Genomic DNA, 22,206 nt, shown 5'->3' with positions numbered 1-22,206 from the left:
AGTTCTTATGACTTACTCACTCGACACCATCTTACAACTCGAAAACTCGACGGAGTTCAACCGGCTCCATCAACAGTTCCACCAGTTCAATCCGCTCAAAGTACTCCGCGTCGATCAGTACGAGATTCGTCACTCGAACGTCCTCGCCTGGTTGTTCGATCCGAACGAGAATCATCGACTCGGTAGCTTCTTTTTACGTAAAGTATTGATGAACTTAATCACGAAGCCGGAAAATGAAGAAAAAATTGTCGGCATCGACTATTTACCATTCCTTCACGCCCCACTCTCGGACATCACGGTCCATCGCGAGTGGTGGACCGGGAATGGCGCCATCGACTTGTTAATTGATATTCCATCACTGAACTTGATGCTACTCATCGAAAACAAGTTTCATTCAAGCGAATCAGCGGGGCAACTCAGTCATTACTTTGACCACGTTCACGAGACGTTCCCGAATCGGAACATCTTGCCGGTCTATTTGACACTCTCGAGTGATGCCCCGTCCCACGACGACTACTGGTTCCTCGACTACGAGGACGTCCGTTTAATGATCACGCAGGAACTTGAATTGAACCGTGGCACGATTGCCGACAACATTTACGATTTTCTAACGTATTACATCGCGCTCCTCGAGGAACGCCTCGTCGATGACGAAGACACGATGAACACGGCACTCGAGCTGTATCAAGACTATGCCTCCGCGATTCATCTACTGTATGCGAACGCCAATCCGGCGAAACATAAACAAATCGAGCTCCGGCAAGCGGTCAAAATACTCGAAACGTTCGATATGGAGACGAAACGACATCTCCTGCTCATCTATAATCGCAAGCGACAAACCATCGACTACATCTTTAAGACCGGCGGTAATATCGTCCATCAAGCGTTTCTCGAGTTTGTGAATGAACAGGCGATTACAACCTACTCCGCGCACACTCGCGTACCGAACTTTGTCATGAACGATTGGTTGCCTCACTTAGAACAGATGGATCAGTTGAATCGTTACTGGCTCAACTACGGACTGATCATCTGGTTCGAACGAAAAGGCAGCAAACGTCTCAAACTCTATGTGGAGGTCGGACCGATTGACTACTCCGAACGTCTCCCGCTTCTTGAAGCACTCGAAGCGAGGAACATCTCGTTTTGGAAGTCTGGGAAACAGGAAGGCAAGAAGTTCACTCGCATCTATACCGAGACGATTGAAGTTTCCGATTGGACGAATGCAACAGTCTTGAAAGATGCAATGACATCACTGATTGACAATTCGTCGTTCCGCTTGTTCAGTACGGCGGTAACCGACGTATTGACTGATTTGTATACTGTCAAAGCGTAACGCAAAAGGCCATCGAACTTGTCTCAGACAAGTTCGATGGCCTTTATTTCATTCCACCCTAGCCCATTGCACCAGCTGGGACTGCTATAGCATCGCAGATTCTCTTTTGAATAGTATAAGTTACATTTGAAACTTTCTTGATTATTTAAAGTACGTAATTGCTTCCATCGAAGGAATTGTAATTGTATGTCCCGCAATTGATTCGTAGGTCTTATCTCCAGTCATCTTTCCTTGCACCGTAATATTATCACCTTCGAACACATCTTCCATTCCCGATGAGCTAACATAATCTATATAGATCACTTCATTATTTCCAACGTCTATCCGTAAATAAGTTTCATATTTTAAATCCTCATTTTCACTCTCTTTAATTTCCATGACTTCTCCAGTAAATTGAGCATGTTGACCATTAAATTTTTCAGCATTTTTTGAAATCTCTTTATATGGGAGTACCGAATAAGATTCATTAATTTCTTTCAAAGTATATCCGTTGTCTAACTTCACTCCTTCGTCATAGAAGAAAATTTGATTTTCTGATCCACGATTATAGAATGAATAATAACTTGATTCTGTCTCAATTTTTCCAGCAGGATAAATCTCTAAAAATTTCTCTTCTGTTTTTATTTGTTTATAAAAATTAGTATTTTTACTTTCTGACATAGGTACATTTAAAATAAGATAATACTCTGCTTTCGGAAGTTTATACGAATCAAATTCATCATCTGTGAATTCGTAAAAAATCTTCCCTTTGTAAGACTCTGTTTCAACTTCTTTTCTAAGTTGATTCATATATTCAGAATAAAGATTATATTCTTTCCCCAAATCATTAGGGAAATGCGGATTTAAAAAGATAGAAACGGCCGTCCCATCGGGTAAACCAGTTTCATATTCGACTATTAGTTTATTTTCAGTTTTGTCATACTCAAATTTAGATAATTTATAGTCAAAAGTTGTCTCGCCTATTTCTACAACTTCTCTTTCCTCTTCATCATATGTACCTGAAACCTGTTTTTCTGCACATCCACTTAGAAATAGAACACTGCAAAACATTACTATAAACACTTTCTTCAACATTATTTCCCCCAATACAATATTTTTACATTATAGGTATTTAACCCACCAAAACCTACATTGACCACATTACCATTTTTCCAATAGTAAAATATATAAAAATAAATAATTAATAAAAAAACATTGTATGTAATCATTATCAAAAAATGGACCTGACGACGCTACTGCGTCATCAGGTCCATTTCTTTACTCCACCCCAAACCGATAAACCGTCCTCGAGTGATACAATTCCTCTGGTTTCAGTTCGATCGATGTGGCGATGTCTGGATGATTCGGTGCGTCCGGGAACGCCTGTGCTTCTAAACAAATCGCACTATGCTTCTGCCGTCCCTCAAGCGTGACCGGTGTCTCTTCACTGAGGAAGTTCGCCGTATAGACGACCATGACCGGTTGGTTCGTCTCGACATCCATGACGCGTCCGCTCACCGGGTCATGCAGCCGGGTCACCCCGTCCTTCAAGAGGAACGGGTGATCCAGTCCTCCAGCCTGTACAATCGCCTCTTCTTCCGACGTAATCGCTTCACCGACTGGCTTCCCGTCACGGAAGTCGAACGGTGTCGCCTCCACCTCGAGCAACTCGCCCGTCGGCAGGGACTCCTTATCGAGCTTCGCCACGTGCTCGGCCGGTAGCGTCAACACGTGATCGTGAATCGTCGGCCGTCCGCCGAGATTGAAATAGTTGTGATGGTTCAAGTTGACCCACGTCCGTTCGTCCGTCTGGGCCGTCATCGTGACGACGAGCTCGTTGTCGTCCGTCAACTCGTAGACGACCTTGAACGTGACGTTGCCAGGATACCCTTCTTCCCCATCTGGGCTTACATACGTAAAGTAAATCGCCTGTCCCTCGACGTCCATGTCCCAATGCCGGGCCGTGATGCCGTCGTCTCCGCCGTGGATATGATGGGGGGCCTCGCTTGGGGTCAAGGCCACACCATCAATCTCCGCATTGCGGATCCGTCCGGCAATTCGTCCGACGACAGAACCGAGATAAACCGGGTTCTCGAGGTATTGCTCGGGACTCCCATATTTCAAAATGACAGAGTCCATATTCCCGTCACGGTCCGGTGCCGTCAACTCGGTCATGGCACACCCGTACGAAATGGCCGACAAACGCATGCCGTTCTTGTTTTCAATCGTTGCTTCTCTCAACTGGCTCACCTACTTCGATTAGATTCTCAACTATGCTACTTGTTCCCTCCCTTTCCGTTGGATAATCCCATCAAAAAAACCGCCACAATCTCGTGGCGGTCGAATCGCTTATTGTTGGCTACTGTTGCGAAGAATGAGTTCTGTCGGCAATACGACTTTCTTGCCGATTTTCCGTCCGTTCAATCGTTCTAGCAACAGCTCAACGCTCGTCTCTCCCATCATCTCCGTATGGACATGAATCGTCGACAAGGCCGGATAGACGTACTTCGAGACACTAATATCGTTGATGCTGATTATCGAGACGTCGTGCGGGACCCGGACCCCTTTTTCATGAAGGGCACGCAGGGCACCAATCGCCAACGTATCGCTCGCAATCAGCAATGCTTTTGGCACCTCGTCTTCGGTAATCATCGCATTCATCATCCGATATCCGTCGTCCGCCAAAAACTTGCCGACCATCATCCATTCCGGCAAGAAGACGTCGTGATTTTTCATGAACTGGACATACGTCTGTTCCCGCGCATCCGCAAAAATCTCGGACCCGTCGCGTGACGTCTCTCGTCCACCGATATAACCGATGTCCGTCACCCCTTGATGCCAAAAGTGATGGAGAATCTTTAGCGTCGCCTTCGAAAAATCCGTCACGACAGAATCATAGCGCTCGTCTTCAGGCGTGTAGTCGACGAACACGATAGCGTCCGCTGCTTTTTTCAACGACTCGATTTCTTGATGGCTGTACTTTCCGACCGCAATAATCCCTTCTACATTCGCTTGGCTGACGTCTTCCAACTGTTGATACGTGTATTTTTGAACGTCGAGGCCTTGTTGGCGACAGGCATTTTCAATCCCATGACGAATCGCCATATAGTAAAGATCGTTCAATTCTTCTTCTTCCGTGAACCAGTGAACCAAAGCTACTTTTTGGACGCGTGTCCGTTTGGTACCCTTCTTTTGATAATCCATTTGTTCGGCAATCTCAAATATACGTTGTTTCGTCTCTGCCGTCACTGACAGAGATGGGTCCAAATTGAGTACACGCGAGACGGTCGCGATGGACACGTTCGCTCGTTTCGCTATGTCTTTAATCGTAGCCATGTGCTTCTCCCCTATACTAGTCCGTCGTCACCTGGTATACCGTTGTCGCCCGATACGTCTCTCCGGGAGACAAGATGGCGCTTGAGGTAGTGACTTCATTGATTTCATTTGGTAACCGTTGTGCTTCGAGACAAATCGCCCCATATTGTGGAATGATGGTTTCTTCTACTGTAATGGTGCCATCCAATTGATTGCCGCTATAGACGACGAGGACCGGTAAGTCCGTTCGCATCGTTAATCGTCGCCCGGTGTCGCGGTCAAGCAGTGTCGCTTGAGGCGACTCGTCTGTCTCATTCAAAAAGAAAGGATGATCATACCCGCCTTGCGCGTGCTCTAATTGTTCATCTAGTCGATGAAAACCGGATCCGAGCAGACGAGGCGAACGAAAATCGAATAAGGTACCTTCGACCGGGATTCTTTCACCTGTCGGAATCGAGTCTGGTCGAATCGGCGCGAACGCGTCAGCCGCGATACTCAGTTCTTGCGCCGCCACCGTTTCACCGATTTTTCCAAGTTGGAAATACGTGTGGTTCGTCAGATTGCAGACGGTCGGTTCGGTCGTCGTCGCTTCATATGAAATGACGAGCTCCCCTTCATCCGTCAGCTCATACGTCACTTGAACGGTGAGTTCACCTGGGTAGCCTTCCTCAAGATGTGGGCTCGTCCGCTTCAAGACGAGTGCTTGCTCGCGTTGTTCAACCTGCCAGATGTGGCGGTCAAATCCGCGCACCCCACCGTGAAGGTGATTCGCGCCATCATTTTTTGCCAAGCGATACATCTCATTCTCAATCCGGAACGTCCCATCTGCGATTCGACCGGCGTGACGCCCGATAATTGCTCCAAAATATGGCGAGTGCTCGACATACTCTTCGATTGTGTCAAAACCGAGGACGATATTCGATTGTTGACCGTCACGTTCCGGTACCATCCAACTCCGAATGATTCCGCCGTAGTTCAATACGGAAACAGTGTGATTGTTTTGGTTAGATATAGTATATTCGAAAATTGGTTCATTGTTCAAATGCCCGAACAGACGCCGCATCCCGCAACCCTCCTTGTGTGTGCATCGAGTCGATGAAACGTTTCACGCCCTCGTATCCCGTTTCATCTTGTTTATATACGCCGCAATCTTCTAAACCTTTCAAGAACTTCCGACCGACTTGTTCGTAAACGAGCGTCTCGACGTCATGCATAGGCATTTGTTTTAATGAATCCGCCCACGCTTGATGCATCGGTTCGACCGATGCCGGGCGTCCCTCCACATAGCGGATGACTTCTCGTAACTCTGCTTTCAAACGTGCCGGTAAGACCGCGAGTCCCATCACTTCAATCAATCCAATGTTCTCTCGTTTAATGTGATGGACGTCCTCATGTGGATGGAACAGCCCCATCGGATGGTCTGCGGTCGTCCGATTGTTCCGGAGAACGAGATCGAGCTCGAACGCATCCCCTCGGCGACGCGCAATCGGCGTGATCGTGTTATGTGGTTGATCCGTTTCGGCGAGAATGTCGAGAGATTCATCCGAATAGTTCCGCCAATGAGCGAGCACGAGCGTGGCCGCTTGAATCAATTGCTCCTTCTCCAGCCCTCGCAGACGGATGACCGATAAAGGCCATTTTAAATACGTCGCCTCAATCGAAGGGAACGCTTTGAGTTCCAACGGGAATAATTCCTCGGCCCGGGCCATCGCAAAATCGTAACGTCCTCCTTGATAATGGTCATGCGACAAGATGGATCCTCCGACAATCGGCAAGTCGGCGTTCGACCCGGCGAAATAATGCGGGAGCTTGTCGACGAAATCCAACAAGCGCTCGAATGCGCCTTCATCGATGACCATGTCCCGATGCTCTTCTGACAACAAGATGCAGTGCTCGTTGTAATAGACATACGGCGAGTATTGGAAATACCACGGTTGTCCGCCCAAGCGGATCGGGACAACGCGGTGATTCGTACGTGCAGGGTGGTCCAATCGGCCAGCGTATCCCTCATTCTCGACACATAGGAGACACTTCGGATAGTCGACCGACCCTGCAGTCGGTTGCAACAATTTTTGTCGCGCGATTTCAGCTGGATCTTTCTCCGGCTTTGACATATTGATGGTGATATCGAGTTCTCCATATGACGTCGCGACTTGATACGAGATGTTTTTGGCGATTCGTGCCGTCTGAATATAGTTCGATGCTTGAGACAAGTGATAGAAGTAATCGGTCGCTTTCGTCGGCTCATCAAAGTATTTAAGTTGGAACATGTACTCCAAATCAGACGGTTTTGGTAAAAACACATCCATCACTTTAGCAGCCAAAATCTCTTTCGTTTCCAAGAAGTCCTCAATCAGGTTCTGCCGCACCGCTTCCTCTGTGATGTGATTCAGCAGCTCAGGAATGCTCCCGTCGCTACGTGGGACCTCAGCCCACGTGACTCCTAATAAATCGAATAGGCGGTTGCGACAATAGACGATGTCACGACTTGTGATTAACTCTTGACGCTTCGCCTCATCAATCAATCCTTCGATATACGTATTCATCAAGACGTCACGCCTCCCTTATAGCCGTTCGGATGCGCCCGGTGCCAATCCCAAGCGTCTTGAATGATCCGTTTCACGTCAGTGCGCGATGGTTCCCATCCGAGGATGCGTTTCGCTTTCGCCGATGACGCGATGAGACGCGGCGGGTCACCTGGCCGACGCTCTTGTTCCACGGCCGGAATTGCATGACCGGTAACCGCCCGCGCTTCTTCAATCATCTCTTGGACAGAGAAACCGCTGTTCGAACCGAGGTTAAACACTTCGCTCACCCCACCTTCTTTCAAATAGTCGAGCGCCAAGACGTGCGCCTGAATCAAGTCCTCCACATGAATGTAATCCCGGATGCATGTCCCATCCACCGTCGGATAATCCGTCCCAAAAATGGAGATCGCCTCACGCTGACCGTTCGCGACTTGAAGAACGAGTGGCAACAAGTGCGTCTCTGGATGGTGATCCTCACCGATGACACCGCCTACGCGCGCACCGGCCACGTTGAAGTAACGGAGCGAGACAAATCGTAACCCATGCGCCGCCTCTGTCCACTGAATCATTCGCTCCATCGCGAGCTTCGTCTCCCCATAAGTCGAAGTCGGTCTCGTCTCGGCTTCCTCCGTAATCGGCATCACGTCTTGTTCACCGTATGTCGCAGCCGTCGACGAGAAAACGAGTCGTTTCACGTCATGGGCCACCATCACCTCGAGCAAGCACTGCGTTCCATGGACGTTGTTGTCATAATATTTGAGCGGATTGGTCATCGACTCGCCGACGAGCGAGTTGGCAGCGAAATGGACGACTTGATCAATCGTTTCTGTCGCGAACACATCGCTCAAGAAGTTGCGGTCTCGGATATCGCCTTCATAAAACCGCGCCTGCGGATGAACCGATTCCCAATGTCCCGTCTCCAAATTATCAATCACGACGACATCCTCGCCGCGATCCAATAATTGATACACAGCATGTGACCCGATATAACCGGCTCCACCAACGACTAATGTTGTCATCACACTTCCTCCTTCATCCCAAGTTTCATTTCATGTGCTCCTTCACCGATCGAGGCCACATAGAACGTCGGGGCATACCCGATCTCTTCCGAATACCGTTCGGATACCATCTGACGAAACGAATCAATCGCCTCATCGCGGACGAGCGCAATCGCACATCCTCCAAAACCGGCACCGGTCATCCGGGCCCCGATGGCCCCGTTCGCCCAAGCGGCCTCGACGAGCGTATCGAGCTCTTTGCCCGTCACTTCGTAGTCATCCCGTAGCGAGACATGTGACGCATTCATGAGACGGCCGAAATCCTCGAGTCGATTCTCTTTTAACGCCACGAGCGCCTGGAGCGTCCGATTGTTCTCATAGACTGCGTGTCGAGCCCGTTTGACGAGCGTCTCGTCTTGAAGCAGAGAGACGTTCAACTCGAACGTGTCCGGTGTCACATCACCGAGCGACTGAATCGATAGCGTACGTTGCAACTGCTCGAGCGCCGTCTCACACTCGGCCCGACGTTCATTGTATTTCGAGTCGGCCAGCTCCCGTCGCTTGTTCGTATTCATGATGACGATTGAGAGACCATCCAAGTCGATGGGTGCATATTCACACGCGAGCGTGTCGCAATCGAGGAGCATCGCGTGACCCCGCTTGCCCATGCCGATGGCGAACTGATCCATAATCCCACTGTTGACACCAATGTACTCGTTCTCGGCCCGTTGCCCCAGCTTCACGAGCTCAAGTGGTTCAAGGTCGAGTCGCTCGATCACATTCAGTCCAAACGCCGTCGCCAGCTCGATTGACGCAGATGAAGACAATCCGGCACCGTTCGGAATGTTTCCGAAGAACCACATGTCGATGCCCGTGGTGATGGCCTGAGTCCGTTCCTGCAACAAATGAAGCATCGCTTTCGGATAGTTCGCCCAGTCATCTTCTTCCCGGAACGCCAAATCGCCTAGTCGACGTTCAATCACCCCTGTTTCAGGAAAGTTCTCTGAATAGAAGCGGACGACATCGTCTTCACGCTTACGCATCAAGACGTACGTTCCGAACGTAATCGCAGCCGGAAAGACATGCCCCCCGTTGTAGTCCGTATGCTCGCCGATTAAATTGATTCGACCAGGTGCGAAAAAGAGATGCGTCGGTTCTGTCTCGAACGTTTGTTTATACGACGCGATCATTTGTTTTTGATTCATAGTAATCCTCCTCGGACGATTGAGTAAACGCTTTCACAACTCCATTCTCGTCATTATTTTACTAAAAGTCAATGTAATTTTACTAATTGAATTTGTCTAAATCGTTTATTATAGCCATTAAGAGCGTTCGTATTGCGACATAACTTCCTCGATGGCAATAATTTAATTGCTTATATTAAATGAAATAAAAATAACAGTTAATTTTTTTAGTAAAAAATATGTTGCATTATTCATTAAAATTCGTTAAGTTTTATTTGAAAGCGGTTACACCATTATTGGAGGAGGATTCATATGAACATGAAAAAAATTGGAGCAGCGGCTTCAACGGGGTTGTTGGTCTTCTCTCTCGCAGCTTGTAGCGGGGGCGATTCTTCAAGTGATAGCGGGAAAACACAAATCAAGTTCATCAACGGTTTCACCGGCGGGGACGGTGCCTTCATGACGAAAATCGTGGATGGGTTCAACTCTAGCCAGGACGAGTTCGAGGTCGTCCAGTCGCAAGAGAAGGATCACTATACGAAATTCAAGTCAGGGAATTACGATTTGGTCGTCATCCATGAGACGAGCCTTGAGACGTATCAAAAAGATCAATTGATTCAAGACGCCGGCCCTTATATGGAAACAGCCGGACTAGCAGAAGATGACTTCAACGCGGCAGGTATCCAGTCAGGTACGGTCGAAGACAAACTGTTCGGGGTACCGCTCGACATTCACCCGCTCACGATGTTCTATAACGAAGAACTCGTCAGCGAAGCTCCGACGGATTACGAGCAACTGAAGGCACTCGGCGAAACGCTTCAAAGTGAGAACGAGAACCTGTATGCGTTTGGTCTCCCATCGACCGGATTGACGACGTTCTACTTCACGGCCGCCGCCGCGCAAAACGGCATCGACCTCGCAAAAGACGGGTATCTCGACTTCACGCAGAGCGACTATGCCGATGCGCTCATGCAGTATCATGACATGGTCTTTAAAGACAACACGTCACCTGAAAAACTCGGCCTCGACGGTGAGTTCCAGGCGTTCATGAAGTCAGCGGATGAAGGGGCCAAACAAACGGCCGTCACGATGACCGGTCCTTGGTACTATCAAGCCGTGAAAGAGAAGTACGCGGACAACCTCGGCATCGGTGCCATGCCGACACTATTCGAAACGGCAGCGACGACAGGTAACGCCCATACGATCTCGGTCGCCGCTTCGGTCGAGGACGAAGAAGTGAAAGACGGCATCTCTGAGTTCTTGAAGTATCTCTACACACCAGAAAACTTGGCGAACTGGGCTGAATCTGGCCAGACACCATCACACCTTGCGACACTCGACTTGATCACGGAAGACCCAGAGAAATATGAGTTGGCTGCGAAGAACCAAGAGCAGCTCGACACGTATGTGGCCGCACCGCGCGTCTATCAATTCGATGAGCAAATGCGTTACATGAACGAAGTCGTCTTCACGAAGTTGACGAGTGAACCAAATCTTACAAAAGATGCGCTCATGAGTGAGCTTGAAAAAGCGACGAAAGCCGCTAAACAGATTGCAGATACTCAATAAGCTGAAGGACACGAGGTCAGTGCAGGGTATCCTGCACTGATTTCTTATGAAGGAGGGTCTTCCCCGTGCATATGACGAACAAATCAAAATGGCTTGGGTTCATCTTCGTTGTCCCATTCCTGGTAAGCTTCCTAGTCTTTTGGTTAATCCCGCTCTTATACGGCATCTGGATCAGTCTTCACGACTTCCGGTTGTCGGTCGGAAACAACGGCTTCATCGGCTTAAAAAACTACGTCGACATCTTGACACCCGACACGATTTATAATCGAACGTTCATGACCTCGCTCAAAAACACCCTCATGTTCATCGTGCTGAGCGTACCGCCGCTCATCTTGATTAGTCTCGGTCTCGCCTTATTGATTGAGCACTTACCAAAAAAATTGAAGACGTTCTTCCGGACCGTCTTTTTCTTGTCCTACTCGATTTCAGTCACCGCCGTATCGGCCATCTACTTGTGGCTCTTCGGCGCGAATGGTGGGTATATCAACAATATTTTGATGAAGGCCGGACTCATCTCGTCACCAATCAACTGGACGGGCGACCAACCGTATGCATGGCTCGTCATCGTCATCGCGACCATCTGGTGGACGATCGGCTTCAACATGCTGTTGTTCGTCAACGCGCTCGACGAAGTCGACGGCACGCTTTACGAGGCCGCTGACTTGGACGGGGCCTCGGCTTGGAACAAATTCCGTTTCATCACGTTGCCAGAGATTCGAAACATCTCGATTTTCGTCATGATCACGACCGTCATCGCCTCATTTAACTTATACGGGCAATCGCTCCTCATCACACGAGGCGGACCTGAACAGTCGACGAGCTCACTCATCATGGGCATCAACACGACCGTCTTCGGCAATAACCAACTCGGTGTTGGGTCGGCGATGGCGCTCCTCATGGGGGTCATCATGATGCTCATCACCGGCATCCAATATTGGATCTCGTATAAGAGTGACAAAGACGACCTCGCGAAACCGAGTCGCAAAGAGCGGAAACGTTTGAAACGGGCCGTCAACGCCGGACCGACGAACGTCAATCAGCATCCTGCTGCCACAATCGATAAAAAGGAGCGAAAAATCACATGAGACAGAAACGAATCAAATCAGGCATTCTTGTTGCGGTCGCCTCTGTACTCGCCGTGCTCTTTCTCTTCCCGCTCGTTTGGATGGTGTTTACATCCTTTAAGACGCTGAGCGAATCACTCGCGAGTGCCTCGCTTTTCCCACGTCAATGGACGCTTGAGAACTATGCCAGCATCTTCTCGGCCTCAGCCGACTCGAACATGGTCCAGTGGACGATCAACACGGCGATCGTCACGTTAATCGGTACCGTGCTCGTCATCTTCGTCGACGTCCTCGCAGCTTATGCGCTGGCTCGCCTCAACATCCCGTTCAAGAAAGTCATTCTCGGCATCGTCGTCGTCGCCTTGACCGTCCCGGGAATCGTCACGTTGTTCCCCGCCTTCTATCTGTTCAAGAGCGCGGACCTACTCGACACGTATGCTCCTCTCATTTTGCCTTACTCGGCTGGGACGCTAGGCGTGTTCTTGATTTACAACTTCTTGCGCTCGTTCCCGAAAGAACTCGAAGAAGCGGCTTATCTCGATGGCGCGTCGCAATGGCAAGTCTTGACGCAAGTCATCTTCCCCTCGATTAAACCCGTCGTCACGACGCTCGGGGTGGTCACGTTCCTTGCCATCTATAACGACTTCCTCTGGCCATCACTCGTCACGAACAGCGACGAGATGAAGACGCTCACGCTCGGGGTCGCCACGCTCGTGCAAGGCTCGAACTTCGTGAACCCGGCGGCCATGATGGCCTCGACCGTCGTCGCGACCGTACCGGCACTGATTATCTTCCTCTGGGCGAACAAATACTTCGTCAAAGGTGTCACCAATTCTGGAATCAAGTGAGGCGATACTGATGCAAGCGACACATCTTCCGATTCAAACCGTGAAACGGACGGATCTTCATCTGCGTGATCCGTTCGTTTTTTCGGATGAATCGACACAGACCTATTACTTATTCGGAACGACGTTCGCCGACGGCGTCGGCGACATCGAACCCGGCTTCCACGTCTACACGAGCAATAATCTCGAGGACTGGACCGGACCTTATCTCGCCTTCTCCCCGCCGGCCGGGTATTGGGGCGTCCGCCATTACTGGGCGCCCGAGGTCCATCGCGTCGACGACAGTTACTGGATGCTCGCGACGTGTAAAGGCGGGATTGGCGTCCATCGGGGCACGACGATTTTACAGGCCGACCACCCTGGCGGACCGTATCACCCGCTCTATAATGAAGCGACTACGCCTCGGGAAGAAGAGGCGCTCGACGGGACCCTATACGAGGAGGACGGCAGACGTTTTCTCGTCTACTGCCATGAATGGACCCAGCAATATTACGGAGAAATCAAGGCCATCGAACTTGACGCCGGGCATCCTATCGGTCGACCGTTTCAAATCGTCCGCGCCGGTGATCAGTCGTGGATTCGAAAGTTCAGTGACCCGCGCATCCAGAAGGAAGGCTATTTGACCGACGCCCCCTTCTTCTATAAAGCGACGAATGGTGACTTGCTCATGTTTTGGTCGAGTTATGCCGACGCACATGTGACAGGCGGTGCCGGAGGCTACACGGTCGCCGTCGTCCGTTCGACGTCAGGCTCAATTTTTGGGCCCTGGGACGAAGACGAGATGCTCTTCCTCGACAAGGACGCCGGGCACTGTAGCCTGTTCCGCACGTTCTCAGGCGAACTGATGCTTTGTACACATTCGCCCGACACACCTCACGGGATGGAACGTCCGACGTTCTTTTCGTTAATCGAGACAAATGATGGACTGTTGATTCAGTAACCGACAAAGGAGTAGACACTTATGACGATCACACACTTCCCTCGCCCACAATTCATCCGAAAAGACTGGCAAACTCTCGATGGCGCTTGGCGATTCGCCTTCGATGATGACAACAAAGGACTCCAAGAACATTGGTTCAAAGGATACGACTTCCCGCTCACCATCAACGTCCCGTTCGCCTATCAGACAGAACGAAGCGGTGTAAACGACCCGAGCTTCCATGACGTTGTCTGGTACGAGCGGACGTTTAACGTGCCGAGCGATTGGAAAGAGCGCGTCATCTTACATTTCAACGCGGTCGATTACGAGACGGCCGTATATGTGAATGATCAATTGGTCGGCACGCACATTGGCGGGCAGACCCCGTTCTCGTTCGACATCACCGACGTCTTGAATCACGGAGAAGAACGCGTCTCCGTCCGTGTGTTCGACCCGTCCACGGATGAGACGATTCCACGTGGCAAACAGTTCTGGCAAGAAGCGCCCGACTCGATTTGGTATACGCGGACGACCGGTATTTGGCAGAGCGTCTGGCTCGAGCATGTGCCACACGCCTCGCTCCAACGCGTCCGGATGACACCTGACCTCGATCAAGGCGAGATTCGACTCGCCTACGACGTTTCGCCCGGCGCGGTCGGACTCACGCTCGAGACCGAGATTTCCTTCCAAGGCGAGCTCGTCAGCTTAGAGCAAACCCGACTCGTCTCGACGACCGGGAAGCGCGCCGTCAACGTCCTGGGGCCGCATATCTTCCATACGAATTTCCATCACGACGGCCGGACGTGGACCCCGGAGAACCCGAACTTGTTCGATATCGTGTTCCGACTAAAAGACGACGAACGAATCGTTGACGAAGTAACGTCGTATTTCGGGATGCGAAAAATTCATACCGAGGGCGGCATGTTCTATTTGAACAACAAGCCATACTATCAAAAACTCGTCCTCGACCAAGGGTACTGGCGTGAGAGCCTCCTCACCCCACCGTCGGACGACGCGTTAAAGCGTGATATCGAGCTCGCCAAAGAGATGGGCTTCAATGGCTGTCGAAAGCATCAAAAAGTCGAAGACCCTCGTTTCCTCTACTGGGCGGATCACCTCGGCTATCTCGTCTGGGGCGAATCGGCTGCATCTGCCTTCTATACAGAAGACGCGGCGGCACGCCTGACGAGAGAGTGGATTGAGATTGTTGAACGTGACTATAACCATCCGTCGATTGTGGCCTGGGTACCACTGAACGAGAGCTGGGGCATCCCGCTCGTCCGGTCGGATGCGATGCAACAGCATCACTCACAGGCAATGTACCACTTGATTCACTCAATCGACGGGACACGTCCGGTCATTTCGAACGACGGCTGGGAACTGACCGTGAGCGATATTTGTGCCATCCATAACTATAATCATGGCCAAGCAGAAGAGACGGAGAAATACGAGGTGTATAAGCAAGACCTCGCGACGACCGAATCGCTCCTCGCCTCACAACCGGCCCGTCGTCGTATATATGCGAACGGCTTCAGCCATCAAGGAGAGCCGATTCTATTGACCGAGTTCGGCGGAATCGGCTACAAGATCGGTGGCGACGCCGGCTGGGGGTACACGTCGGTCTCCGACGGGGAGACGTTCGTGAACGACTACGCTCGCATCATGGACGCCGTCTACGCCTCCCGTGCGCTCCATGGCTACTGCTATACCCAACTGACAGATGTCGAACAAGAGATCAACGGATTGCTCACGTATGACCGGGAACCGAAAGTCCCGCTCGAGGCGATTCGCCAAATCAATGACCAGTGGCATCACGAAATCCGTTAATCCATTATAGGTGCCTCTCGGGGCACCTTTTCTTCTAAAGGAGGAGCTTATGAATCGAAAAACAATGTGGATTGTCGCCGCCCTTGTCGGTGCGATTGCCATTGCCCTCGTCGGGTGGTCGCTGACGAGAGCGGATCAATTGACCGAGAGTGATACGTTTAGGAATCCGATTTTACCGGACGGGGCCGATCCGTTCTTGTATGAGCATGACGGATCATACCTGTACACGCAGACGACCGGTAGCAACGTCACGCTATGGCGCACCGATGCCCCAACCGAGCTGGCGACAGCCGAATCGAAGGTCATCTGGCAACCGACGAAAGGCGAACGGGACATTTGGGCCCCAGAAATCCATTTCGTGAACGACCGCTGGTACGTCTATTATGCGGCCGTCATGCCGGGCGAGGTGCACAAGATGTATGTGCTCGAGTCGGCGACCGCGGACCCGTTCTCCGATTACACGGAAAAAGGTGTCATCGAGGACCCGTCCGGCAAGTGGGCCATCGATGGCACGATTCTCAAGAACGGCGATGACCTGTATTACGTCTGGTCGGGTTGGGAAGGCGACGTCAACGTCAGCCAATACTTGTATATCGCCGAAATGTCCGACCCGATGACGATTTCGAGCGAGCGGGTCGAGTTGTCTCGTCCGACCTATGACTGGGAGTCGCTCGGTGCCCCACCATCGATTAACGAGGGACCTCAAATCCTGATGAAAGAGGACCAAATCCATATCGTCTATTCGGCGAGCGGCAGCTGGACCGACTTTTACCAACTCGGCCTGTTGTCGGCGCCTAGCGATGCCGACTTGATGGAACCGGACGTCTGGACTAAACAAGAAGAACCCGTCTTCTCATCGAATGAAGACGTCTTCGGTCCCGGTCACGCTTCGTTCGTGACGTCCCCGGATGGAACAGAAGACTGGATCGTCTATCACGCCGCCCGCGCCAAAGGGAGCGGCTGGACACGGAACGTCCGGATGCAGCCGTTCACCTGGGAGGACAATGTCCCGGTGTTCGGCGAACCGGTCTCGACGGATGAAGCTCTCCCGCTCCCGTCTGGCCAGACAGGAACGCTCGCCGTCGGTATGAACAAGACGATAACGTCTGACGGCCCATTAGACCTGCGACTCGACATTCCTGAGAGCGGACGTTATCAAGTAGTCGCCTATATCGAAAACCAAGACGAGACACCGCTCACGCTCACGATTGGCGACCAAGAAATTCGTGGTATGGCCCTTCAAAATGACGGGACTGCACCTACGCTCAACACGGTCGTATTCGATGCGATTGAGTTACAAAACGGCTCCACACCATTTGAGTTGGCAAGTGAAGTCGAAATTGACATCAAGCGGATTGAGCTTCGGCGTCGCTAAGACAAGTTCATCATTCGGTCGATTTAATCATAGGTTTAAAACAAAACGTCCTCATCTGCTTATGCATGATGAGGACGTTTTGTTCGTAATATTAGTTTTTTTCTGTAGCAATGATACTATCATTAAAATCACGCACATGGTAGTCATGTTCATATGTCGACAATTCTTTCGCATACGCGAAGTCGCCGAACAATTTATTGATGGTCACGTTACGGTCTACGAGCTGACGGATGACACCATTGAACAAGCCCAATCCTCTGACCTTATTACCATGGACAGACCCAATCGTCGAGACGAGCTCCGACGTACAGACATACTCTTTGTTTTGCGGGTGGAACGTGCCACTGTTCTCATGAAGAACGACCTGTGCTAAAAACTCTGACAAGTTATCGATGTGAATCATACTACGTTGATTTTGATAACTCGGGAAGAACGGGATTTTCTTTGATAGACCAGCCAGCTTGATGTAGTTCCCTTTTGATCCTTTTCCATAAATCATCGGCGGACGGACATTCACGACGAGGAAATCTCGATCCGCAATCGCTTCAAGTTTCTTCTCGGCTTGTAGCTTGCTGTTCCCGTAGAAGTTCGTCGGCTTCGGCATTGTATCTCGGGTAATCATTTGAGCGTTCGAAGCATCCCCGTACACGATCATGCTGCTGAGGAAGATGAACTGTTTCACACCTTCAAGCTTTGCCTTCTCAGCAACCTCGGCCGTCAAATCTGTGTTCACTTTATAGTATAATTCCTCCATGCTCTTGTCCGTTGAAACGTGGGCAATCCCCGCAGCATGTAAAATCGCATCATACCCATCGAACGAAATGTTCTTCCATTCTCCGTTTCGCATCCCCACTGTATCGACTTGAACAGAGGTAGTATGATGTGCCTCCACCCATTGTTTGAATGCATTACCGACGTAGCTATTCGCTCCCGTGATCAATACTTTTTTCATGTATAGCCCTCCTCCATAAACTTAACTATGTATTTTCTATGATCTATAACTAATTTATTCGCCTTGAACGGGGAATAATCGTTGTTCTTCCCGATGCACCAATGGCCTTGTGCGAATGAAATAGAGGGGATTATCTCCTCGAAGACGCAATGATAAAGAGAGGAGCCGTAGAGGCAAGGGATACCAACACCCAAAAAGGTAAAGAACAACGATTATACTCGGTCTTACCTAGGAATCACACCGAGCGCTCAGGAAAGAGCAACTTGATGAACACGATTGACGAACAGATTCGCGAGTGGGAGCCGATGATCCATTATGTCGTTCGCCACCTATCCATCCACCCTAATGAACAGGAGGACTGTGCCCAAATCGCCCGGATCGCATTATGGGAAGCGTTGAACCGCGGCTGTACCTTATCGAAGACGTACTGCTTCCAACGCATCCGGGGAGCCATACTCAACCACCAACAAAAGAACGCGCGTCATTTGAAGCACGAAGTCGCAGCTGAACGAATCCCAGAAACATGCATCGAGTCAGAACGTCGATTCCACGACTGGCTCGATGAGCAAAAGAAGTTGCTATCGCCTCGCCACTTCGAGCTCCTTTGCCACCTCATCGACGGGACCGAATCGACACTGCCTTATTCTCCAAGCCGGCTTCGGGCCTATAAGGCAGATGTCCAACGAGAACTTCGAGAGGCCATCCAAATGAAGGAGTGATCAACATGGAAACCATTTTGTTGCAAGACGCGATCGAACTGTATATGCAAGACCTGATTGTTCGTCGAGAATTGCCAAAGACGACAATTAAAACGTATCGAAACACGTTGTGCCGATTCGAGAATTTCGTTGCCCAACGCAACGTTCTCTTTTTGCAGGACGTGACCTACCTCGAGCATGCGTTACCTTACAAACTGTCGCTCCAAGAGAAGGGTCTATCGAATTGTACGGTGCGTGCTTATATTATGTCAGTACGTTCCCTCTTCACGTTTGCCATTCACCAAAAATGGGTCATAGATAATCCGTTCGCCCAAATCATCACAAAAGACGGCGTGCAAAAGAAACCGAACGTCATCACCCGACAGCAGTTAAATTTAGTATTGTATCAGGCTAAAAACGCGACGTTATATGCCATCTATTTAGCTGGCGGTGACGCTGGACTTCGGATCAGCGAAATTCTCGATTTAGAAATTTCTCACCTCGACTTTGAGAACAACGTTTTGTATGTCAACAAAGGCAAAGGTGAGAAGCAACGCATCATTCCGATGAGACCCCGTCTAGCAAAAGAGCTCAAAGACTATATCGAAAGAGACCGGCCTAAGTTCCCGAATTCACCTTACGTGTTTCTCATGCCGAGCGGGCGACAAGTACGTGCCAACTATGTCAACGAGGATTTAAAATGCATTTCAGAGAAATACTTCGGCGTACATTTGACGACTCATATGTTGCGTCATAGTTTTGCCACCTCGTGTTACCGAAATGGAGCCAGCCTAATGGTAATTCGTCAATTACTCGGCCATAAACATGTCCAGACGACCGAACGCTATTTGCATGTGACGAATCAAGAAGTCCGAGATGCTGTCGACGACTTAGAAGATTGAAAATATGGAAACACATAAGTCCTTTCGACGCATAAAATCAAATATATTTTGATAGCAAACTTAGAGTGTACTTCGTGAATACTTTGCCTATTATTTAGTAAACAAGGGTAGTTTAATGAGCCTACTCATTAAACTACCCTTGTTTTTCGAACTAAAGTTTTTGATTTTATTTATTCCAACCGCCATTAATTCCTAATTCATTTTTAATTTTAGTAGTTGAAATCTCAGGAGTTCTTTCTAAATAAACTACCTCACAATACTCTTTTAAAAAATCAAACTTTCCTTTCCAATCATCTCCCATAACAAAATAATCAACTCTGTGATCCTGTACATCTTTAATTTTCTGTTCCCAATTGTCCTCAGGAATTACTAAATCTACATATCGTACTGACTCAAGTAGTTTTTTTCTTTCTTCATAAGAAAAATAGCATTTTTTACCTTTTTTTTCATTAAATTCATTTGTAGATAATGCTACTATTAAATAGTCCCCTTTTTCCTTAGCACGTTTCAAAATATTTATATGTCCGTAATGTAATAAATCAAAAGTACCGTATGTTATTACCCTTTGCAATTAAAATTCCTCCTCAAATGATACTTCAACAATGTTGTGTCGATTTAATCTTTGGCGTTCAGGTGGTGGAGTAAGGTAATCCCCGTAAAAATAAGTAAGATATTGTTCACAGCGAATTGGAGCAAGAAATTTTTCATTTTCAAAATCGATGTCTCTTAAGTTCTCAAGCCAGTCTCTTTCAATCGATTCTTTTTGGTAGCCATATGCGCCACCGAAAGTAACGATTTTACTAGAATTGTTTTTATTACTTAATTTCATAGTTTCATTTAAATATTTTTTTATTAACCTTACATCAATAGCGTAAGATGCAAATTTAAGAAGTGCATAAAAGTATTTTTTTAGGAAATCTCCATCCTGATACACTTTGTAATTCATTTTTATTAACAAGATACGCTTTAATACATAAGCTAAGATAGTTTGTAGTTTTTTCTTTATATTATTATTTGGTACATTATCAAACGGAAATATATCTATATATATTCCAGAATGCAGATTCGAATTTGCGGAATTTTTTTCTACAAATTTAGTTCCTTTTTTTCTTATTTTAGCTATAGGTAAAGCGAAATGAGGATCCGTTTCCCATGTTTGTAAAAAATATGATGGATTAAGTTCTAGATTGCATATTTGTAAAAATCTTTCGTATTCATCTCTCATCATTCCAATATCTAAGTCATCATCCCAAGGAATGAACCCTTTATGTCTTACAGCCCCTAATAATGTCCCTGCTATAATAGAATATTGTATATCATGTTTCTCACAAATTCTTTTTACTTCTAGAGCCATTTCTAATTGAACTTTATGAACTTTTTCTAACAAATCATTCATTATTTACCCCGCCTTAATAAGAGTTCATATTAATCGATTGTACCCACTAATATCCACAAGAAATCTGATTATCTGATTAAACTATTAATTTTTTTCACAGTATATTCAGGAGTAGCATCTAAAAATGTATGTTTTATTTCTTCAAAAGATAGCCGTTCATCTACATTATTTTTACAAAAGTTGATTATTCTATTTGAATTTAAGGTTTTATTATCCGAATTTTGATTTACACAAATTGCTAATTTGTATTTTTCTAACACTTCCAAATTTTTATCATTTGAATTTGTATAGAAATATATAATGGGTTTTCCGTAAGTAAAGTATTCGAATATTTTACTTGGAACTTGTTTGTCATCTTTATTACCTAAAGCCACCAAAAAGTCACTATTAATAAGTTTCTCAGGAATTTTGTCATTACTAATTTTCCCGAAACTCTTTATTTCAGATTTATTATAGGTATAATTCTCAATTATTCGGTCGCAATCACCGAATGAATATATATTGAGTTCCCCTTCAGACTTTTCAAATATTTTAGTGAATACATCTAACATGTACTTTGGATTTCTAATATTTTTGTAGAATGATCCTGCATAAACAAATTTGGTCTTATTGTTGTTACTGCTAACAGTTACGTTTGGCAATTTCAATAGTGGATGTTCTACTACATGAACTTTCTTCATAAACTTTTCATAGTGTTTCATATAATAACTATTCAATTGCTTTAAAATCAAAATCGAATCTGAATTTTCAACAGTATTTTTTTCTAATTTAGAATGAGCATTTCGTTTTAATATTTTTATTAATTTCAAGCGGTGTAAACTATCATTTTCTACAAATTGATCAAATAAATAAGGAATTACCTTGACCTCATTGTTATATTTTTTCTTGTATTGTATAGATGCAATTACACCTTCATAAGGCATACAAACTGGGATGATGGTATCTATAGGATGCGAAATACTAGTCAGTCCATTTATATAACTTTCAACTAAATTTTGATTAATAGTCGTTTTAGAAAAAATGATATTAAAATTTCGAAAGACTTTATTAAGTTTATTTAAAATAATATAACCTGATTTGATAAATCCCTTTGAAGACTCAATTTTATCATTTAATTTAAATTCTTTGACTAAGTCTTTAGTAGTTACACGTAAAATTTTCTGATTATTTATTTCATCATTTTCATTTTGATTGAAATAATCTTTTAAAGAAATAACAGTAACTTTATTACTTTTTGCTAATTCTTCGGCAATGTTACTCGCGCATTTTCCTACAGCAGAATAATTAGGATAATAACTTCCAACTACAAAAACAATATGCAA

General features: G+C 47.5%; 20 protein-coding genes. 9 read left to right on the top strand and 11 right to left on the bottom strand.

The window, feature by feature from the left end; translation table 11 throughout:
* Positions 1-7: 7 nt before the first annotated feature.
* Positions 8-1,333, top strand: coding sequence for a PDDEXK-like family protein (locus KNP60_RS02220; protein ID WP_214796812.1), 1,326 nt, complete (start codon positions 8-10; stop codon positions 1,331-1,333).
* Between the two features lie 141 nt (positions 1,334-1,474).
* On the opposite strand, the gene KNP60_RS02215 is transcribed toward KNP60_RS02220, so the two are convergent.
* From KNP60_RS02215 to KNP60_RS02185, 7 genes are all read right to left on the bottom strand, one after another.
* Positions 1,475-2,404: a hypothetical protein gene (locus tag KNP60_RS02215; RefSeq protein ID WP_214796811.1), complete on the bottom strand. Its 930-nt coding sequence runs from the start codon at positions 2,402-2,404 to the stop codon at positions 1,475-1,477.
* Positions 2,405-2,590: 186 nt separating this feature from the next.
* Positions 2,591-3,562: an aldose epimerase family protein gene (locus tag KNP60_RS02210; protein WP_353048627.1), complete on the bottom strand. Its 972-nt coding sequence runs from the start codon at positions 3,560-3,562 to the stop codon at positions 2,591-2,593.
* A gap of 99 nt (positions 3,563-3,661) precedes the next feature.
* On the bottom strand, positions 3,662-4,648 hold the full coding sequence (locus tag KNP60_RS02205; RefSeq protein ID WP_214796809.1) for a LacI family DNA-binding transcriptional regulator: 987 nt from the start codon (positions 4,646-4,648) through the stop codon (positions 3,662-3,664).
* Positions 4,649-4,664: 16 nt separating this feature from the next.
* The gene (locus tag KNP60_RS02200) at positions 4,665-5,690 is read right to left on the bottom strand and encodes an aldose epimerase family protein (protein WP_214796808.1); all 1,026 of its coding nucleotides are present in this window, start codon (positions 5,688-5,690) and stop codon (positions 4,665-4,667) included.
* Positions 5,659-7,173: a UDP-glucose--hexose-1-phosphate uridylyltransferase gene (locus KNP60_RS02195; RefSeq protein WP_214796807.1), complete on the bottom strand. Its 1,515-nt coding sequence runs from the start codon at positions 7,171-7,173 to the stop codon at positions 5,659-5,661. Before KNP60_RS02195 ends, KNP60_RS02200 begins: the two co-directional genes overlap by 32 nt.
* Entirely contained in the window at positions 7,173-8,174 is a 1,002-nt protein-coding gene (gene galE / locus KNP60_RS02190; RefSeq protein ID WP_214796806.1) for a UDP-glucose 4-epimerase GalE, read from the bottom strand. Before galE ends, KNP60_RS02195 begins: the two co-directional genes overlap by 1 nt.
* Positions 8,174-9,358: a galactokinase gene (locus tag KNP60_RS02185; RefSeq protein WP_214714287.1), complete on the bottom strand. Its 1,185-nt coding sequence runs from the start codon at positions 9,356-9,358 to the stop codon at positions 8,174-8,176. The genes galE and KNP60_RS02185 overlap by 1 nt, the downstream gene beginning before the upstream one ends.
* Positions 9,359-9,649: 291 nt before the next feature.
* On the opposite strand from KNP60_RS02185, the gene KNP60_RS02180 reads away from it, so the two are divergent.
* From KNP60_RS02180 to KNP60_RS02155, 6 genes are all read left to right on the top strand, one after another.
* Positions 9,650-10,906, top strand: a complete 1,257-nt coding sequence (locus KNP60_RS02180; RefSeq protein ID WP_214714289.1) for a type 2 periplasmic-binding domain-containing protein — start codon at positions 9,650-9,652, stop codon at positions 10,904-10,906.
* Between the two features lie 71 nt (positions 10,907-10,977).
* Positions 10,978-11,991 carry a carbohydrate ABC transporter permease gene (locus tag KNP60_RS02175; RefSeq protein ID WP_138860266.1) on the top strand — a complete coding sequence of 338 codons (1,014 nt, stop codon included), beginning with the start codon at positions 10,978-10,980 and terminating at the stop codon, positions 11,989-11,991.
* Positions 11,988-12,818 carry a carbohydrate ABC transporter permease gene (locus KNP60_RS02170; RefSeq protein ID WP_214714294.1) on the top strand — a complete coding sequence of 277 codons (831 nt, stop codon included), beginning with the start codon at positions 11,988-11,990 and terminating at the stop codon, positions 12,816-12,818. The genes KNP60_RS02175 and KNP60_RS02170 overlap by 4 nt, the downstream gene beginning before the upstream one ends.
* A gap of 10 nt (positions 12,819-12,828) precedes the next feature.
* On the top strand, positions 12,829-13,755 hold the full coding sequence (locus KNP60_RS02165; RefSeq protein ID WP_214796805.1) for a glycoside hydrolase family 43 protein: 927 nt from the start codon (positions 12,829-12,831) through the stop codon (positions 13,753-13,755).
* Between the two features lie 21 nt (positions 13,756-13,776).
* Positions 13,777-15,561, top strand: coding sequence for a glycoside hydrolase family 2 protein (locus KNP60_RS02160; protein ID WP_214796804.1), 1,785 nt, complete (start codon positions 13,777-13,779; stop codon positions 15,559-15,561).
* Between the two features lie 49 nt (positions 15,562-15,610).
* Positions 15,611-16,936, top strand: coding sequence for a glycoside hydrolase family 43 protein (locus KNP60_RS02155; RefSeq protein WP_214796803.1), 1,326 nt, complete (start codon positions 15,611-15,613; stop codon positions 16,934-16,936).
* 91 nt (positions 16,937-17,027) lie between these two features.
* On the opposite strand, the gene KNP60_RS02150 is transcribed toward KNP60_RS02155, so the two are convergent.
* Positions 17,028-17,888, bottom strand: a complete 861-nt coding sequence (locus tag KNP60_RS02150; protein WP_214796802.1) for an NAD-dependent epimerase/dehydratase family protein — start codon at positions 17,886-17,888, stop codon at positions 17,028-17,030.
* A 266-nt stretch (positions 17,889-18,154) separates the two neighbouring features.
* On the opposite strand from KNP60_RS02150, the gene KNP60_RS02145 reads away from it, so the two are divergent.
* The gene (locus tag KNP60_RS02145; RefSeq protein WP_214796801.1) at positions 18,155-18,607 is read left to right on the top strand and encodes a sigma factor; all 453 of its coding nucleotides are present in this window, start codon (positions 18,155-18,157) and stop codon (positions 18,605-18,607) included.
* Positions 18,608-18,612: 5 nt separating this feature from the next.
* The gene (locus KNP60_RS02140) at positions 18,613-19,488 is read left to right on the top strand and encodes a tyrosine-type recombinase/integrase (protein WP_214796800.1); all 876 of its coding nucleotides are present in this window, start codon (positions 18,613-18,615) and stop codon (positions 19,486-19,488) included.
* Between the two features lie 166 nt (positions 19,489-19,654).
* On the opposite strand, the gene tagD is transcribed toward KNP60_RS02140, so the two are convergent.
* The 3 genes from tagD to KNP60_RS02125 all read right to left on the bottom strand — a co-directional run bounded on the left by tagD (position 19,655) and on the right by KNP60_RS02125 (position 22,206).
* Positions 19,655-20,059, bottom strand: a complete 405-nt coding sequence (tagD, locus tag KNP60_RS02135) for a glycerol-3-phosphate cytidylyltransferase (RefSeq protein WP_214796799.1) — start codon at positions 20,057-20,059, stop codon at positions 19,655-19,657.
* On the bottom strand, positions 20,060-20,884 hold the full coding sequence (locus KNP60_RS02130; RefSeq protein ID WP_214796798.1) for a LicD family protein: 825 nt from the start codon (positions 20,882-20,884) through the stop codon (positions 20,060-20,062).
* A gap of 68 nt (positions 20,885-20,952) precedes the next feature.
* Entirely contained in the window at positions 20,953-22,206 is a 1,254-nt protein-coding gene (locus KNP60_RS02125; protein ID WP_214796797.1) for a glycosyltransferase family protein, read from the bottom strand.

It is taken from the genome of Exiguobacterium sp. s5 (assembly GCF_018618075.1).
GTDB lineage: Bacteria > Bacillota > Bacilli > Exiguobacteriales > Exiguobacteriaceae > Exiguobacterium > Exiguobacterium mexicanum_A.
Note: the sequence above shows the minus strand (reverse complement) of the source record. Positions and strands in the feature narration are given on the sequence as shown.

Bases quoted from the DNA above. Each gene is read 5' to 3' on its own strand.
- KNP60_RS02160 (WP_214796804.1), top strand. From the start codon at position 13,777: ATGACGATCACACACTTCCCTCGCCCACAATTCATCCGAAAAGACTGG.
- KNP60_RS02165 (WP_214796805.1), top strand. From the start codon at position 12,829: ATGCAAGCGACACATCTTCCGATTCAAACCGTGAAACGGACGGATCTT.
- KNP60_RS02155 (WP_214796803.1), top strand. From the start codon at position 15,611: ATGAATCGAAAAACAATGTGGATTGTCGCCGCCCTTGTCGGTGCGATT.
- galE (WP_214796806.1), bottom strand. From the start codon at position 8,174: ATGACAACATTAGTCGTTGGTGGAGCCGGTTATATCGGGTCACATGCT.
- KNP60_RS02150 (WP_214796802.1), bottom strand. From the start codon at position 17,888: ATGAAAAAAGTATTGATCACGGGAGCGAATAGCTACGTCGGTAATGCA.
- KNP60_RS02175 (WP_138860266.1), top strand. From the start codon at position 10,978: ATGACGAACAAATCAAAATGGCTTGGGTTCATCTTCGTTGTCCCATTC.
- KNP60_RS02130 (WP_214796798.1), bottom strand. From the start codon at position 20,884: ATGAATGATTTGTTAGAAAAAGTTCATAAAGTTCAATTAGAAATGGCT.
- KNP60_RS02170 (WP_214714294.1), top strand. From the start codon at position 11,988: ATGAGACAGAAACGAATCAAATCAGGCATTCTTGTTGCGGTCGCCTCT.
- KNP60_RS02180 (WP_214714289.1), top strand. From the start codon at position 9,650: ATGAACATGAAAAAAATTGGAGCAGCGGCTTCAACGGGGTTGTTGGTC.
- KNP60_RS02200 (WP_214796808.1), bottom strand. From the start codon at position 5,690: ATGCGGCGTCTGTTCGGGCATTTGAACAATGAACCAATTTTCGAATAT.
- KNP60_RS02195 (WP_214796807.1), bottom strand. From the start codon at position 7,173: ATGAATACGTATATCGAAGGATTGATTGATGAGGCGAAGCGTCAAGAG.
- KNP60_RS02145 (WP_214796801.1), top strand. From the start codon at position 18,155: ATGAACACGATTGACGAACAGATTCGCGAGTGGGAGCCGATGATCCAT.
- KNP60_RS02185 (WP_214714287.1), bottom strand. From the start codon at position 9,358: ATGAATCAAAAACAAATGATCGCGTCGTATAAACAAACGTTCGAGACA.
- KNP60_RS02140 (WP_214796800.1), top strand. From the start codon at position 18,613: ATGGAAACCATTTTGTTGCAAGACGCGATCGAACTGTATATGCAAGAC.
- KNP60_RS02205 (WP_214796809.1), bottom strand. From the start codon at position 4,648: ATGGCTACGATTAAAGACATAGCGAAACGAGCGAACGTGTCCATCGCG.
- KNP60_RS02220 (WP_214796812.1), top strand. From the start codon at position 8: ATGACTTACTCACTCGACACCATCTTACAACTCGAAAACTCGACGGAG.